This window comes from Brevibacterium permense (assembly GCF_025506275.1).
GTDB lineage: Bacteria > Actinomycetota > Actinomycetes > Actinomycetales > Brevibacteriaceae > Brevibacterium > Brevibacterium permense_A.
Genome location: NZ_QYCP01000096.1, coordinates 109,455 through 125,460, shown reverse-complemented (window position 1 = coordinate 125,460; position 16,006 = coordinate 109,455). Strand labels below are relative to the sequence as shown.

Annotated in this window: 14 protein-coding genes; 5 read left to right on the top strand and 9 right to left on the bottom strand. The window is 64.1% G+C overall.

Annotated features, from left to right (window positions below; all coding sequences use genetic code 11):
* Window positions 1–36 precede the first annotated feature (36 nt).
* On the bottom strand, window positions 37–1,269 hold the full coding sequence (locus D3I60_RS18190; RefSeq protein WP_262778210.1) for an MFS transporter: 1,233 nt from the start codon (window positions 1,267–1,269) through the stop codon (window positions 37–39).
* Between the two features lie 110 nt (window positions 1,270–1,379).
* Between D3I60_RS18190 and D3I60_RS18185 the strand changes: the two genes are divergently transcribed.
* The gene (locus D3I60_RS18185) at window positions 1,380–1,943 is read left to right on the top strand and encodes a hypothetical protein (RefSeq protein ID WP_262778209.1); all 564 of its coding nucleotides are present in this window, start codon (window positions 1,380–1,382) and stop codon (window positions 1,941–1,943) included.
* A 78-nt stretch (window positions 1,944–2,021) separates the two neighbouring features.
* On the opposite strand, the gene D3I60_RS18180 is transcribed toward D3I60_RS18185, so the two are convergent.
* On the bottom strand, window positions 2,022–3,245 hold the full coding sequence (locus D3I60_RS18180) for an integrase (protein ID WP_262778207.1): 1,224 nt from the start codon (window positions 3,243–3,245) through the stop codon (window positions 2,022–2,024).
* A gap of 126 nt (window positions 3,246–3,371) precedes the next feature.
* On the opposite strand from D3I60_RS18180, the gene D3I60_RS18175 reads away from it, so the two are divergent.
* Both D3I60_RS18175 and D3I60_RS18170 read left to right on the top strand, forming a co-directional pair.
* On the top strand, window positions 3,372–4,517 hold the full coding sequence (locus D3I60_RS18175) for a helix-turn-helix transcriptional regulator (protein WP_262778205.1): 1,146 nt from the start codon (window positions 3,372–3,374) through the stop codon (window positions 4,515–4,517).
* Window positions 4,518–4,799: 282 nt separating this feature from the next.
* Window positions 4,800–5,303, top strand: a complete 504-nt coding sequence (locus tag D3I60_RS18170; protein ID WP_262778204.1) for a hypothetical protein — start codon at window positions 4,800–4,802, stop codon at window positions 5,301–5,303.
* A gap of 33 nt (window positions 5,304–5,336) precedes the next feature.
* Here D3I60_RS18170 and D3I60_RS18165 read toward each other — a convergent pair whose 3' ends face one another.
* Together D3I60_RS18165 and D3I60_RS18160 are read right to left on the bottom strand one after the other, a co-directional pair.
* The gene (locus D3I60_RS18165) at window positions 5,337–5,780 is read right to left on the bottom strand and encodes an NUDIX hydrolase (protein ID WP_262778202.1); all 444 of its coding nucleotides are present in this window, start codon (window positions 5,778–5,780) and stop codon (window positions 5,337–5,339) included.
* Window positions 5,777–6,397, bottom strand: a complete 621-nt coding sequence (locus D3I60_RS18160; protein WP_262778201.1) for a DNA-3-methyladenine glycosylase I — start codon at window positions 6,395–6,397, stop codon at window positions 5,777–5,779. The genes D3I60_RS18165 and D3I60_RS18160 overlap by 4 nt, the downstream gene beginning before the upstream one ends.
* 107 nt (window positions 6,398–6,504) lie before the next feature.
* Here D3I60_RS18160 and D3I60_RS18155 point away from each other — a divergent pair, with 107 nt between their 5' ends.
* The gene (locus D3I60_RS18155) at window positions 6,505–7,443 is read left to right on the top strand and encodes an aspartate dehydrogenase domain-containing protein (RefSeq protein WP_262778199.1); all 939 of its coding nucleotides are present in this window, start codon (window positions 6,505–6,507) and stop codon (window positions 7,441–7,443) included.
* 166 nt (window positions 7,444–7,609) lie between these two features.
* Here the strand turns inward: D3I60_RS18155 and betT are convergent, their stop codons facing one another.
* The 4 genes from betT to aztD all read right to left on the bottom strand — a co-directional run bounded on the left by betT (window position 7,610) and on the right by aztD (window position 14,312).
* Window positions 7,610–9,691, bottom strand: coding sequence for a choline BCCT transporter BetT (betT, locus tag D3I60_RS18150; protein WP_262778198.1), 2,082 nt, complete (start codon window positions 9,689–9,691; stop codon window positions 7,610–7,612).
* A 293-nt stretch (window positions 9,692–9,984) separates the two neighbouring features.
* On the bottom strand, window positions 9,985–11,364 hold the full coding sequence (locus tag D3I60_RS18145) for a short-chain fatty acid transporter (RefSeq protein WP_262778196.1): 1,380 nt from the start codon (window positions 11,362–11,364) through the stop codon (window positions 9,985–9,987).
* A gap of 150 nt (window positions 11,365–11,514) precedes the next feature.
* On the bottom strand, window positions 11,515–12,894 hold the full coding sequence (locus D3I60_RS18140; RefSeq protein ID WP_262778194.1) for an NAD-dependent succinate-semialdehyde dehydrogenase: 1,380 nt from the start codon (window positions 12,892–12,894) through the stop codon (window positions 11,515–11,517).
* Between the two features lie 152 nt (window positions 12,895–13,046).
* The gene (aztD, locus tag D3I60_RS18135; protein WP_262778192.1) at window positions 13,047–14,312 is read right to left on the bottom strand and encodes a zinc metallochaperone AztD; all 1,266 of its coding nucleotides are present in this window, start codon (window positions 14,310–14,312) and stop codon (window positions 13,047–13,049) included.
* 174 nt (window positions 14,313–14,486) lie between these two features.
* Here aztD and D3I60_RS18130 point away from each other — a divergent pair, with 174 nt between their 5' ends.
* On the top strand, window positions 14,487–14,840 hold the full coding sequence (locus D3I60_RS18130; protein WP_262778191.1) for a nuclear transport factor 2 family protein: 354 nt from the start codon (window positions 14,487–14,489) through the stop codon (window positions 14,838–14,840).
* Window positions 14,841–14,929: 89 nt separating this feature from the next.
* Here D3I60_RS18130 and D3I60_RS18125 read toward each other — a convergent pair whose 3' ends face one another.
* On the bottom strand, window positions 14,930–15,850 hold the full coding sequence (locus D3I60_RS18125) for a 3-hydroxyacyl-CoA dehydrogenase NAD-binding domain-containing protein (protein ID WP_262778190.1): 921 nt from the start codon (window positions 15,848–15,850) through the stop codon (window positions 14,930–14,932).
* Window positions 15,851–16,006 lie beyond the last annotated feature (156 nt).

Sequence of the window (16,006 nt, the reverse complement as noted above, 5' to 3'; positions counted from 1 at the left end):
CGCAGCCTCCGGGTTGACAGCGCCCGCACTGACAGCTCAGCCGTGCCCGTTTTTCCGCATCTGCAGAGTCCGCGCGATCCACGACAGGGCACCGGTGAACAGCAGAAGCAGAGCACACACCAGGAAGGTCGACGACGATCCGAGATAGGTGAAACCGAGCCCGCCGACCACACCGGCGACGGCCAGCCCGATGTCGAAGTTCATATTCCAGGCGACGCTGGCCCGGCTCGGCGAACTGACCGCGGCGAAGGCCATGACGAGGCTTGCCGACTGCATGGCGCCCAATCCCAGTCCGATGATGAGCATCGAGACGAACAGCGTCCCACCGTAGGAGACGACAGCGCAGACCAGCCCGAGCGCCGTCAGGACGAGTCCCAAGATATTGAGGGCGAACGGCGGGAAGTTGTCCGAAACGGCCCCGACGACGAAGCGTCCGATGACCGCCGAGATCTGCATCCCGGCGATGAACAGTGCCGCCACGGCGACATCTTCGCCCGGGCCGAAGCCGACGATGATCCCGAAGACGATCATGCCGACGAGGAACGGAGACAGCATGAGGACGAGCCCGAGCGCCTCCCCCGCCCGGCGTCCCACCTTCCGCAGGCTCCGCTTCTCGTTGCGACCGGGCCGAACTCCGACCGTCTCGTTGTCGCTCGCCGATTCCCCCGCGTCGTCATTCCCTCGCCGAGGCGGCCGACCGGGTACGTATTTGAGCACGGTGGGGATGGCCAAGAGGAGACATGCGCAGACGATGATGCGAAAGGTCCAGATCGGGATCGTCTCGACCAACCACAGCCCGAGCGGAGCTCCGACGGCCGCGGCCAGAGAAGTGATCCCTCCGAAGAAGCCCAGCGCCTTGCCGATTCGTCCCGGCCCGGTCGTTCCTGGGACCGCGGCATTGGCGAGGACGACGAAGAGCCCGAATCCGACGCCTCCGCAGAGTCCGGCGAGGACGAGTGCCAATAGGGGCGGGGTGACGAAGAGTCCGAGGAGCTGGCCGAGGAACTGCAGCACAAGAGCCAGCATGAGCGAGGCCTTGAAACCGAAGACGCGACCGGCCCACGGGGCGAAGGGCTGGGCGACGATGACACCGATCATCATCGTCGTCAGCACGGACCCGCCGGTGACGGTCGACAGTCCGTCCGTCGACGCAATCGTCACCATCGTCGAATAGCTGAAGAAGAAGGCGGAGAATCCGAACATCGCCGTCCACACCAGGCCCAACAGGGCCGGGGTGTATGTCGCCTGAGACGGTTCTTCGGGGTTCATAGTCCGAGGTTACGACATCGACACTGCATCTGCCGTATCAGCAGGGTCTGCCCCTCTTTCGGCGGAGAAGTGTTCACCTGCGCGTCAGAATGGTCACCTATCATCGGTCCATGAACTCATCGGAACTCAGCTCGGACCTCAAACGCGACGCTCCCAGTGGCACCATCGACACCGCATTCGTCCTCAAGTTCGAACCGCTCTATGCCCTCACGGACCTCGAGTCGGAGATCTTCAACGACATCGGTCCGAAGACGAAGGTCCGAGAATCGTTCAAACGCAAGCATTTCCTCAAGGTCGCCGAGTGGAAGGCTATCGGAGTTCTGCCGAGTCTCGAGGAGATCTCGTCCGATGACATCGACTTCGTCACCGGCGTTGCCCTGGACGATGACACACCCAACCGGTTCCGTCTGCCTTTGCTGCAGATGCTGCCCGGAGTGGGAATTCCGATGGCCAGCACCCTGCTCACGGTGGTCAATCCCAAGAAGTTCTCCATCATGGATTCCCGGGCGCTGACCGTTCTGCACGATTTCAATCTCGTGCCCACGGACAATCCGGCGCAGATGGACTATCAGACCTACCGCAAACTCATGAAGTCCCTGGCCAAGGGCGCCAACTGCGCGCCGATCGACCTGTATCGGGCGCTCATCGCCTATTCGCGGCAGGAACGGGACTAAGTCATCACCCCTCAGCGACGGCTCTGACGTCAGCCAGCGGACACGATGCTCTGCCGGCAGTGTGGGAACGGAACTCTCTCAGGCGGCCAGCTCCTGCAGACGCCTCTGCCAGAACACGATCTCCTCGGTCAGTCGGGCCGGGTCGAGACCATCCGCATACTGGGTGAGCTCGTCCTCCTGCGTCGGTGACATGACTCCCGCTGCGCGCAGACGTTCGAACGGTGTGCGCGGTTCGTCGTAGATTCGCCGCTGCTCGCCGTGACCATCATCGGCCCAGCCAGCCGGTTTGCGCGTGGGAGTGAAGTAGTTGAGCCGGTCATCGACCGCGCGCCAGAGTCCGTTGAGTGCAGACCGGGCCCCGTCGGTGTCATAGCGGCGGATATTGCCGTACTCATGGACGAGATGCTGATGCCGCGACGCTTCCGGAAGTCGATCGCGTCGGAGATCTTTGAGCACCGGACTGAAGTGGATGTCCAGTCCCCGCGCCCACCGGTCGGTCGCCTCGTGGACGGTGTCATCGGCATTGCTCAGCTCGATGGCATTGACCCAGAAGGGAATCCCCTGCACCTCATCGAGTGACCATTGCAGCACGTCCACCATGGTGTCCGGAGCGTTGTCGGCAAGACTGTGGGTGAAGACCCAACCGGTGTGCAGGCAGGAGGCGCTGATCGTGAACACACAGTTCGAAGCTCGGGTCGGTCCTGCGTGGGCGATGGTGTCGACGAGGAAGAATCCGGGTTCGTACTCGTTCGGTCCCGAAGCGAAGTCGAGGAAGTCTTCGCTGGGACTGGTGAATCGTTTCGTCGACACCCGACGGTCTCGGAACTCCTTGGCTCGCGCGGTGCGCAGATATCGGTCGATCGACGCCGGACTGACGGCGAGCAGCTCGGACCGGACCTTGATGCTGTAACCGTCGCGGTCGGGCACCAGGGCGCCGTGGCGTTCGGCCGCATCGAGCAGCTGCGGCATCACGGCGGCCAGGTACTTTCCGCTCTGGAACCCCGACCACTCCCAGATCCGGACGAGGAGTGCACGCGATTCGGGTGAGTATTTGCAGCACCTCGACGACGGCTGGTCGGCGGGCGGATCGTCGTAGTCATCGTCTACTCCGATTCGGAAGGCCGCCAGGCGGCGCCGCGCATGGTCACGTGACCAACCGGTGAGGATCATGACCTCGTCGAGGATCCACCCTTTGTCCCTCTTCCGTGCCGACGAATACAACTCGAGATAGTCATCGACGTCGAATTCTGCTTCAGTTGTCTCTGTGGAAGGAATGCTCTGAATATTCTGCTGATCGTGCATCAATTTTGTTAGTTCCTCCGAATTCGGGGAAGCCACTTCTTTGTTTTCGCTCTGCCCCGGAACGATTTGCATAATGCTATTCTGAGTTCAGGCAGGAGGTCTTCCTAAACGACAGAAGACGCAGAGATGTCACAGACTGCAGCACGGCTGCTCGGGTTATTGTCACTGTTGATGGTGCCCCGAACCTGGTCGGGAACCGAATTGGCAGATCGTCTGGGAGTGAGTCCGCGGACCGTCCGGAACGATATCGGCACGCTCCGCGATATCGGCTATTCGATCGACGGCATGCGCGGAACCGAGGGCGGATACCGTCTCTCCTCCAACGGCGTGGGCATCCCGCCGCTCATGTTCGACGCCGATGAAGCGGTGGCGGTCGCCGTCGGCCTCCACTCGGGGCTGAGCTGCATCATCGGCGGAATGGAAGAGACCTCGGCACTGGCACTGGCGAAGCTCGAGACCATTCTCCCCGCCGCGGTCCGGGCACGGGTGCAGAGCCTCGCGCACTTCACTGTTCCGGTCGTCGGCAATCAGCCGATGCCGATCATCGACCCCAACCTCATCGTCACCCTCATCGACCACTGTCGCCGTCACGAACGTCTGCGGTTCACCTACCTCGGCGAGCCTTCCGCCCACTCGCGCGACAGTGCAGACGGCTCAAGCCCCACCGAAACCGAGACGCCCGAGCCGAACACCGCTGTCCTCGACGCCGGCAGCTCCCCATCGGAGGAGGCCGCGGGCAGCCCGGCACACGAGGTCCATTTGGAAGTCGAGGCTTACCGACTCGTCAACCGTCAGCACCGGTGGCACCTGTTGGCTTACGATCCCAGGGCCGAGGCCTGGCGGGTCTTCAGCGCCGACCGCATCGTGCCGAAGACCCCGAGCGGTCGCAACTTCACTCCGCGCCCACTTCCGGCAGATGACATCGGCGAATTCGTCGAACGTCATACGACGGAACCCAGGTGGCGGCATTCGGCCCACGTCATCGTCAATGCCCCCGCCGCTGCAGTGATGAAGAGACTCACATCCGCAGAGGGTATGGTCGAGGCGCTCGAGGACGATCGCTGCCTCGTCACTATCGGCGGGCAGAGTCTGGCCACCATGGCTCTGGCACTGGCTCGATTGGACACCGATTTCTCCGTCATCGACAGCCCCGAATTCCGCGAATGCCTCAAACGGCTCTCGCTTCTGCTCGGTCGTGCAGCCGCTGAACATGCTGCGCCCGACCTCGAGGCCGCCCACACGAGGAATGCGACTGACCGAGCGTCGAAATAGGGACAAACCCACAACTCGTCATGAATGCCTTTGTGCGAATAGAGAGAATTTCGCGGGCATGCATCCTGAGTCACGACCATTCCTTGTCTTCCGAGAACACCGGGCGGTAACTTTCCTGGATACATTTCAGGTATCGGCCCGCTTGATGCCGACTAATCCATTCTGGTCATTCTCGACCACAATCCCCTCATTCCCTGATTGGAGAATTGCGATGCTTCTGCCGAGTTTCGGCACAGTGACGAGTCCGCCTGCCACCGGCCTCGATTCTGACGGCGCGTCACAATGACTGCGACAGACGACGGTCGGTCGACGGCGACCGGGCATTGCCGCAGTGCCGATGACCTCGCCGAGCGCATTCGACGCATCAACATCATCTATGCCCGCTTCTACGGGCCGCTCGTGGTGCTGGTCATCACCGCCTCGTTCTTCCCCTATTACTCCCCCGAACCGGACAGTTCGGTCACGTACGGCAACCTGTGGCAGGAAGTCCTCATCATCGGTCGAGGAGTCGATGTCTTCGCGCTCTTCGCTCTGCTGTTCACCACCGGACTGCTGTGCCTGGCGGCAGTCGGGAGAACGACGATCGCCATGCTGATTGCGATCCTCACCGGGGCGATCGTCATCGGCTGCACCCTCGTGCAGGCCCCCGGCTATGTCAGCCCGCCGGCGCTGACGATCTTCGGCATCGCCGACATCTCACTGAGCTTCCTCATCGCCGCGATCACCTTGGTGCATTCACTGCATCTGTTCGCTCTCGACCTCGGGTTCCAGCGACGCACTCTGTGAGACCAGCACCGCCCCGCGCGAGTCCAGCGCCGGTCAGCCGGCCGGTCTCCCTTCGGCCTGCAGCGCCGGGATGACCTCATCGCGGGTCAGCGGTGCGAACTGGCGCGTCTCGGTGTCTGCGGGCAGCGGGTCGATGGGAAACCAGCCGGCTTCGGCGATCTCGGCCAGATGCGCGATGTTCTCCTCATCGAGTGCTTCCGGCAGACCGTCGTAGCAGAACACGTCGCCGATGACACGGTGATCGGCTTCATTCGCCGCCGCGGCAGCGAACGTGCCCAGGGCGTGCAGTCGGTGACGGTCCAGATCGAGTCCGAGTTCCTCGGCGATCTCACGGACGATGGTGTCCTCAGCGGTCTCCCCCTCTTCGGGTTTGCCTCCGGGCAGCATGAAGGAGGTGGTCCCGGCCTTGCGCACCATGAGCAGTTCCCGGCGCTGCGGGTGGAGCAGGACGAGCGCGGAGACGCGAATGTCATTCATTCCGACCACACTCCGGACGCTCCTCGGCGGTGGGAATCGAGCAGGTGCGTATCGACCATGCCGATGGCCTCCATCAGCGCATACATCGTCGTCGGTCCGACGAAGCGGAACCCCTTCTTCTTCAGTGCTTTCGACAGCGCCACGGATTCCGGTCCGGTCGTCGGGATCTCGGCAGTGGTGCGCGGTCGCGGAGTCTGCGCAGGCTGGAACGACCACAGGAACGCATCGAGTCCGCCGTCTTCACGCAGTTCGATCACGCGAGCGGCGTTGTTGATGCAGGCTTCGATCTTGCCGCGGTGGCGGATGATCCCGGAATCGGTCAGCAGCTGCTCGATCTCGCTTTCGCCGAAGCGAGCCACGGCGTCGGGATCGAATCCGGCGAAGACCTCACGGAACCGTTCCCGCTTCTTCAGAATCGTCAGCCACGACAGTCCTGCTTGGAATCCCTCGAGGCTCATCCGCTCGAACAGCCCCGCCTCGTCGTGGATAGGCAGACCCCACTCACTGTCGTAGTAGTCCAGCAGCATCGGGTCACCGTACGCCCACGGGGTGCGGGCAAGTCCGTCGTCGCCGGTGACGGCTCCCCCGGATGCGCTCGGCTGTGATTCGTCGTCCATCCTGCAACCGTATCGCGTCGCACTGACATTGCCCGCGCACCCCCATGCTCCGGCCTCCTGCGGAAACGGTCCAGCCTTGTGTCAGACGCCTCCGATAGGGTGCGGCCATGACTTCAGTGCTCCTCCTCGGATTCGGTGCCATCGGCCGTCACGTCGCCAGGCTGCTCTCTCCTGAGCTCGAGTCCGGTGCGCTCGCCCTGACCGCCCTGGTCTCGGAACGGGCAAAGCATGAAGGTCGCCCGAATCACGGCGCCGAGGTGGTCGACCTCCCCCGACTCATCGAGCCCGCCGATCATGCCGACCCAGGCTCCTTCCCCTCGCCGAGGATGTTCGACCGCTTCGATGTCATAGTCGAATGCGCTGGGGTTCCCGCCGCCGCCCGATTCGGCCCCGCCGTCATCGCGTCCGGCCGACCTCTCGTCCTCACCAGTGTCGGAGCCATGGCCGATCCCGACATCCGCGCGGGCCTGCTCGCCGGACCCGGCCGCCTGCATGTGACCAATGGGGCGATCGGCGGTCTCGATGTGCTCGAGGCGGCGGCTCAGTCCGATGGCCTCGACAGCGTCGAAATCACCACCTCGAAGGAGGCGAGCGGACTCATCCGACCATGGATGCCCGAGATCGAAGTCGAGCGCCTGCGTGCCCTCCGCCTCGAAGACGGCCCCCTGACGGTGTTCGAGGGCAATCCCGCCGAAGCGATCGAGAAGTTCCCTGCCAACGTCAATATCGCCGTCGCCCTCGCCTGGGCCACCCGCGGACTGAGTTCTGCTGCGTCGGCCTCAGGCTCAGGAGCCAGATTGGCGTCGACCGGTTCCGCGCCTGAACGCACCGATGCCGACTTGCTCGGTGACTCTTTGGAGAGGGTGCAGGTCGAGCTCCAGGCCGTGGCAGGTCAGACCCAATCCGCCCATCGAATCCGAGCGTCCGGGTCCGCAGGGGAGTTCGCCTTCGACATCCGATCGACGCCGAGCCCGGAGAACCCTGCCACCAGCGGGCTGACGGCCCTGTCAGTCACCCGCACCCTGCGCACCGTGATGGCGGGGTGATCACCTGGCCGCCCCGAGCCCACCACGCAGCGTCCGCCAGCCTCGGCACTGGAGATCGACGCATCCTCGGTGCGAGAAATGACGACGCCCGGGACCGCCGGCCAACAGGCCAGTGGTCCCGGGCGCTGCTCTCACCTGCCGGATTCAGTCATCCGGACATCGCGATTCAGTCATCCCGGTGGATGATGTTCTCCTGCAGCTGGAGGAATTCGACGTGGCGTTCGTACTGGTCGAGCACGTCATCGATGATCTGCTCCTTCGAGAAGCCCATGATGTCGTAGCCCTGACCGGTGCCGCCATCGAGGTAGACCTCCATCCGGTAGTAGTCCTCGCCTGTTCCGCGCGGAACCATTCCGCCGAACGACGGCACACTGACCTTGTGCGGCCACACCTGATAGCGGAACGGGTATTCTCCGTCTCCGTCGACCTCGAACTGGAAGAGCTCGCCGTCGTCGACGAACACGCCTTCGGAGTCGACGCGACCGCAGCGCGACGAGATTCCGCGGCCCTCCATCTCTGCGGCCACCTCGTTGAGGGTGGGGATGAGGACCTTCTGCTCGAACTCCTCGGCACGTGCCTTGTTAGGGAAGGACAGCACCCGCCCGAGCTGACGCTGCCAGGTCTCGTGGCCGGGACCCCGGGAGCGACGGGCCAGAGAGCCGGGCAGGGTCGTATCGACGCTGTCGACGCGGTTCGCCTCGACCCGCAGCGCCTTGTACAGGCCGATCATCACTAGGATGACGACGAAGGCGAAGGGCAGGCCCATGATCACCGTCGCGTTCTGCAAGGCGCCGATGCCCCCGACGAGCAGCATCGCCACCGTCAGGGCACCGGTCGACAGGGCCCAGAAGATGCGCAGTCCGGCGCGTCCGTCCTCGGCGGGGTTGCGCAGGTTCGACGACAGGTTGGCCATGACCAGGGCCGCGGAGTCCGCGGTGGTGACGTAGAACAGCAGCGCCGTGACAGTTGCCAATCCCGCGATGACGGCGAAGGCCGGGTAGCGGGAGAGCAGGTCGTAGAATCCGCCCTCGGGGCTGAGGATGACAGACTCGCCGAACTTCGCATCACCGCTGCGGATGATGTCCAGGGCCGAGTTTCCGTAGATCGAGATCCACATGAAGATGTAGATGAACGGAATCGTCAGGGTGCCCAGCACGAACTGGCGGATGGTGCGTCCGCGGGAAATGCGGGCGAGGAAGAGTCCCACGAACGAGGCGAAGGCGATCCACCAGGCCCAGAAGAACAGGGTCCAGTCGGTCATCCATGTTCCGGTGTCTTCGAAGGCGAAGGTCTGCCCGGCCATGTTCGGGAACAGACGGACGAAGTCGGTGACGTTGAGGACGAGGGCGTTGAGCAGGAACTTCGTGTTCCCGGCCACGAGCACCCACAGGCTCAGTGCGATGGCGAGGACGACGTTGAGGATGGAGAGGAACTTGATTCCCTTGTCGACGCCGGAGACCGCGGAGAGCGTGGCGACACCGACACCGACGATGACGATGCCGACCTGGGTGGCGGTGCCGATCGGGATTCCGAAGACCGTGTTGAGGCCGACGTTGACCATGACGACGCCGATGCCCAACGAGGTGGCCACACCGAAGATCGTGCCCAGCAGGGCAGCGAAATCGACCGTCTCACCCAAAGCACCATGGACGCGCTTGCCGAAGATCGGGGCCAGCGCCGAGCGGATCGCCAGCGGCATGTTCATCCGGTAGGCGAAGTAGGCCAGTGCCATACCCATGAGTGCGTAGAGTCCCCATCCGCTCAGGCCGTAGTGGAAGAGCGCCCACACAGTGGATTCGCGGGCCGCGTCGACCGTTTCGGCCTCGGTGCTCGGCGGGGTGAGGTACATCGTGACCGGTTCGGCCACGGCGAAGAACATGAGGTCGGTGCTGATGCCGGCGGCGAAGAGCATGGATGCCCAGGCGACGAGACCGAATTCGGGTTTCGAGTGTTCGGGGCCGAGCTTCGTGTTTCCGTAGCGGGAGGCCGCCAGGTAGATGACGAAGACGAGGACGGCGAGAACGAGGAGGACGTAGAACCAACCGAACCAATCGGAGGTCCAGCCGACGACGGCACCGAGGACCGCCTCGGCGTTGGTCGGCGAGATGAGGGCCCACACGGTGATGGCAAGCGCCACCAGTGCTGCCGCCAGGAACACCTTCTTATTCACGGGTGGCAGAGACGGCTTCGCCTTGCCCTTCGCCTCTCCCCTCGGTTCACCCGGCGGGGTGTCGACTGATGCTGACATGGTTGTGCTCCTTATCCGGACGCTGTTGCGTCGTGGCATCGGACCCGGCCGAACAGCGTGCTCAACCGGGCATGATCAACGGCTGTTGCTGAATGAGATTCCGTCCTCGCCGCTCCCTCGGTCCCCCAGGGACGGCCAACAACGGAGGTTACCACATAGACACTTCCGGTCACTTATCCTGTCATGCCACGCGAATCTGCAGATCAGTGACTCACCATCGCCGGGGCGGGGCCTCCCGACCGTCGTATCGACGATTCCGTTCCGCCCACCACAATGAGAAGGATCACCGAGTCTCAGAGGGAGACGAAGAAGAGCGCGGCCGCCATCACCACCCCTGAGCCGAGGAAAGTGATGACGGTGTAGCCGAGGATGTCGCGCATCTTCAGCCCGGCAATGGCGAGCACCGGCAGCGCCCAGAAGGGCTGGAGCATGTTCGTCCACTGGTCGCCGTAGGACACAGCCATGATCGCGATCGACGGGTCCACTCCGAGCTGGTTGGCCGCATCGAGCATGATCGGGCCCTGCACGGCGAACTGTCCGCCGCCGGAGGGGACGAAGAAGTTCACGAGCCCTGCCGAGATGAGCGCGAGGACACCGAACGAGACCGGGTTCGCGATCGAGACGATAGCGTCGGAGAACACTGCGATGAGTCCAGTCGACGACATGATCCCGAGGATTCCCGCGTAGAGCGGGAACTGCAGGAGGATCTCGCCGACGTTCGACGCCGCCTCCTTCGTCAGGTGGATGAGTTCGAACGGGTTGCGCACGAGCAGGAGGATGAGTGCGAGGAACGACCAGTTGACGATGTCGAGGGTGAGTCCGCCGCCTTGGGCGAAGTGGATGATGAGGTAGGCGACGAGCGCCAGGCCGACGATGAGGGTGAGCACTCGTGAGGCGTCGATCCGGTCGGCCGGAGTGACGACCTCCTCGTCGACCTGCGACTGCGACTCCGAACTCACCGAGGCGGGGAGTTCGTAGACGGTGGAGCCGGCCTTCGGCGCGACGAGGAAGAGGAGAAGCCCGCAGACGATGATGATGCCGGCGATGGCCAGCAGGTTCCAGCCGGCGAAGATCGTCTCTGACACCGGGACCGTCTGTCCGCCGAGGGATTCGGAGAGGAAGGAGTCCGGAGTGGCCGCGGTCAGCGGGCCCGATCCCGAATACCCCATATGCCAGACGACGAATCCGGAGTAGCCGGCTGCGACGAGCAGCGGGAAGTGGACCTTGATGCCGCGTTCGCGTGACTGCACTGCGATCTCACGGGCGAGCAGGGCGCCGACGACGAGGCCGAGTCCCCAGGTGATGAGGCTGGCGAGCGCGGCGACGACGAAGACGAAGACATAGGCGAAGGTGGCGTTTCCGGGAACTCGAGCGAGCCAGGCCAGCAGCTTCCGCACCGGTCCGGTGTTGGCGAGGATGTGCCCGAGCAGGAGGATCAGACACATCTGCGTCATGAACTCGAGCAGACCGGCCAATCCCTCACCCCAGCCGGTGACGACGTCCGTCGGTCCGGCGTCGGTGAAGATGAACGCGAGGACGGCGACGATGAGGGTGAGAACGATGGCGAAGGTCAGGGCCGAGGGAATCCACTGTTCGAGGAACCGGTTGACCGGCCGCATGATCCCTTTTGAAGCTGCGGCGTTGACCTGGGTTGACGGCTTCGGTGCCGACATGGGAAGACCTCCCGCTGAGAATTATGAGAATTGTCTGTGCGTGGTCTCAGCATACAATCAAGGCGCTGTCCCTGTAAGAGACAGCGCCCTGAGCGCGATCGCAACCCGATCACGATCGGAACCCGAACTCTCGGGCCCCGAGTACTCCGATCAGTTCTGTTTGTACACGAGCTGCTTGTTGACGAATTCGTCCATTGCCAGCGGCCCGAGCTCCCGGCCGACGCCGGAGCGCTTGACTCCGCCGAACGGCAGGTATTCGCGGCTGCCTTCCGGAGCGTTGAGGAAGACCATGCCGGAATCGATCTGGTCTCCGACGCGTTCGGCACGGGCGATATCGGTGGAGAACACGGCTGCGCCGAGGCCGAAGGGAGTGTCGTTGGCGAGCTCGACGGCTTCCTCTTCGCTGCTGACCTTGTAGACGATGACGGCGGGGCCGAAGAGCTCTTCGTAGTAGCCGCGCATGCCCTTCTGCACGTCGGTGAGGACAACGGGCTCGACATAGGCGCCGCCTCCGTCGTACTTCTTACCGCCGGCCAGCAGGGTCGCTCCCTCGCTGACGGTGTCCTGGACCTGTTCGACGAAACGATCGGCGGCGGCTATCGACGACAGCGGGGACAGGCGGGAGCCTTCCTCGCCGGGAACGGCGGGGGTGTTCTTCTTAGCCGCCTCGGTGATGGAGGAGACGAAGTCGTCGTAGATGTCATCCATGACGATCATCCGCTTGGGCGAGTTGCACGCCTGGCCGGTGTTGCCCATGCGGGTGTTGAAGAAGGTCTTCGCGGACTTCTGGACATCGTCGGTGTCGAGCAGGATATAGGGGTCGGATCCACCGAGTTCGAGCACGACCTTCTTGAGGTTCTTTCCGGCCTCGGCCGCGACGGCGGCACCGGCACGCTCTGACCCGGTCAGGGACACACCGTGATTGCGCGGGTCAGGCAGGATGATGTCGGCGACCTGCTCATTGCTGGCGTAGATGTTGATGTACGCGCCCGCAGACACACCTGCCTCGATGAAGATCTCTTCCATGATCTGCGCCGAACGAGGACACTGCGGGGCGTGCTTGAGCAGGATCGTATTGCCCAGGGCGAGGTTCGGGGCGGCGAAGCGGGCGACCTGGTAGTAGGGGAAGTTCCAGGGCATGATGCCCAGCAGCGAACCGACGGGCTTGCGGCGGATCATGGCGGTGGCGTCCTTGGGTCCGCGCAGGGGTTCGTCGGCCATGAAAGCTTCGGCGTTGTCGGCGAAGTACTTGTAGATCATCGAGCTCAGCTGGACCTCGCCCTTGCCCTCGGGTACGGACTTGCCCATTTCGAGCCGGATGACCTCGGCGAGCTCCTCGGCACGTTCGGCATAGATCTCGGACACACGGGTCAGCAGCGCGGCACGTTCGGCCACCGTGGTTCGGCTCCACTCATCGAAGGTCGTCGCCGAGCGGTCGAGGGCGGCGAGGATCTCGGCATCGGTGGCGGTGGGGAATTCTTCGGCGACTTGGCCGGTGGCCGGGTCGGTCACTCGATACATGGTGGTCATGGCTGTCCTCTTTCACTTCGACGGGGTGATGCGGTCACCGGTGGTGTGATCGCAGGTCCATCCCCCACGCTATGGCCGAAACCCGGCGGCGGCAACGGCGGTCTCACCTCCTGGGCGGATTCCCAGCCGCCGCCGGATTCGGGCCTCGTACCTCAGCCAGTGACGCCGGTGAGTTCGTTCGGTGCGTACGGCAGCGTCTCCTCGGCCATCACTTCACCGGATTCGAGGTCGACGATGTGGATCGTCTTCTTCGCCGGATCGCTGACATAGGCGACTTCGTCCTGCACGAAGAGCGTCGGGCGGGCCTTCTGCCATTCGACGGGCTCTTCCCATTCGTCGATGACCGGGTACTCCTCCGTCACCGAGGCGGTGGCGGGATCGATGATCTTCAGCGTCCCGTCCGTGGTGAGGACGACGCCTTCGCCGTCGGGTCCGCGGCCCAGGGACCGGAAGCTGTAGGAGGCGCCGAGGTCGACGAGCGAGAGGGTGCCCGACTTCGTATCGGTGACGCTCACGCGTTCGGGACGTTCGAGTTCGGCGTCCTCGTCGACCTTGTAGTCGCCGAGGATGTACTGCGAATCGTCGCTTCCGGACTGATTGCCGATGCGGCCGAAGGAGTCGGGGGCGTCGATCTTCTCGAATCCTCCGTCCTTGTACAGCAGGATTCCGTCCTCGCAGCCGAGCGCGATGACGTCGCCCTTCGCAGCGGCTTCGCCGTGGACTCCGGGACAGTCGTCGCTGTGGGCGATCTCCTTGCCCGAACCGTCGACGACTTTCGCACCCGAGCGTTCGTCCTCGGTGCCGACCGTGTGCAGCATCGAACCATCGGAAAGTTTCACGGCGACGCCGTGATGGGGTTCATCGACCTCGGCGACATGGGGTTTCGGATCACCTTCGGAGAAGTCATCGGTGTCGAAGGTCTGGATCTTGCCGTCACCGTCGCCGAAGAGCACGGTGGACTCGCCGTGGTGGACGACGTGCCCGGGCAGCTCTGTATCGAAGACGGAGTCGGTCAGCTGCGGGTCGGCGGCGTAGCTGTGGGTGTGGTCGCCATGAGGCTGGGTCCAGACTCCGGCGTCGAAGAGGCGGAAGCCTGCGGCGACGGAGACCATGAGGTGGCGGCCGTCGCCGACGGGGTTGAGACGGTTGAAACCCTCGAGCTTCGTATCATCGACGACCTCGAGAGTCGTCGCGTCGAGGGTGAGGATCCCTCCGTCGTAGGTGGTCACGATCCGCGGCTGCGCGGCGGCGAGCTCCTGGGCGTGCCCCTTCTCGTCCTCGCCGTCTGCGGCGTCGGCGGTCTTCTCGTCTTTGCCGCCCGCATCGAAGTCGGTGGTGTCGTCGCCGGCCTGGCAGCCGGTGAGCAGCAGCGCCGAGGCGACCACGGCCGATCCGAGCATCGTGTGGTGTCGTTTCATTGTTCGCACTCTCTAGTTAGTGAGACTCGTTATCATTAGCAAGTCGATACTAACCCGACACATGACAGATATGCGAAATGAGCTCGCCGTCGACGCCGAAAGAAGGCTCGGTACGCCGGTGTGGGGCCGATGGCCGGCCCCGACTATGGCATGAGTCACTGTTACGGTAGTCCTATGGCCAGTGTGACTGAACTCGTGAAGCGCTACTACACCACCGTCGACGCCGGGGATGCGGACGCCACCTCGGCGCTGTTCGCCGCCGACGCCAGCTATGATCGGCCAGGCTATCCGACGATGGTCGGCCAGCAGATCACCGACTTCTACCATGGCGAACGCGTCATCGAATCCGGTGCGCATTCGCTGCAGGAGATCCTCGTCGACGGCGACCGCGCGTCCAGTCGCGGCGTCTTCAGCGGTCGCCTCAAGGATGGTTCGGAGACCTCGGTGGGGTTCGCGGACTTCTTCCTCTTCGACACCGAGGGTCTCATCGCCGAACGCACCACGTACTTCTACCAAGCCGCGGTCTGAGCCGCGGCCGCCCCGAACATAGGTCACTATCGGATACTTCTGAGCCCGGAAAATGTCCGATAGTGACCTCTATTTGGGCGGAATGCGCCTCAGCGCCGCTGACCGCGGGCCTCGAGCACCGCCTTCTGGATCCGGTCGCGGACGGCGGCGGCCTGTGGGGTCGGTCGCGGCCCGTAGGCTTCTTCGACCTGCTCGAAGACGTCCTCCATGGCTGCGGGATCGACATCGACGGGCAGATCCTCGATGGTGGCGAAGGCCTGTCCGATATGGTCCATGAAACCGCGGATCCCGGCCTCTCCCCCGCCGAAGTGCATGCCTTCGAACTGGCCGATGGCCGACCAGCGCAGACCCAGCGAATTCTTCATCACCGTGTCGAGTCCCTCGGCAGTGACAACCCCGTTCTGCACGAGCGAGATCGCCTCTTTCATCAGGGCATTCTGCAGCCGGTTGCCGACGAATCCGCGGATCTCGCGCCCCAGCACCACCGGTTCGCGCCCGCAGGTGCGGTAGAACTCGACCGCGGCGTCCACGGTCTCCTGGGAGGTCTGCGGCGACGGCACGACTTCGACGAGCGGCATGAGTTGCGGCGGATTGAACGGGTGGCCGACGACGACGCGGGAGGCCGCGGACTCGGGCAGTGCCGCCGCGATCGTTGAGGCCGGGATCGTCGACGATGACGTGGCGAACACGGCCCCGGCCGGAGCCGCCTCGGCGATCTGGGAGAACAGCACGGGCTTCGAATCTGGATCCTCGGGACCGGATTCCTGAACGAAGATGACACCTGTCACCGCGGCCTCGAGGGATTCGGCGAGTTCAACGGTGCCGACGTCAGAGGCCAACTCATCTCTGGCGGAGGCATCAGCGGTGACGTCCGCCTGCAGTCCCGCGACCACCTCGGCGAGGTCAAGACGCGGGTCGAAGACCCGCACCGTGTACCCGCTGCGGGCGAAGAGGAAGGCGAACGACCGGCCGATGGTTCCGGCGCCGATGACGGCGACTGTTGAGCTCATGCGACCAGGCTATACCCGCCCCACCTGCTCGCGCGGCTGAGTTCACTGGGGCGTGCGAGGGCATTCACTCAAGCATGCGCCGGCAGACACCGGCCCGTTCGCCGTAGTCGAATCGTTGCCGTGCGCCTCCCGCCGAGGTCGCGTCCTGGTGGCACA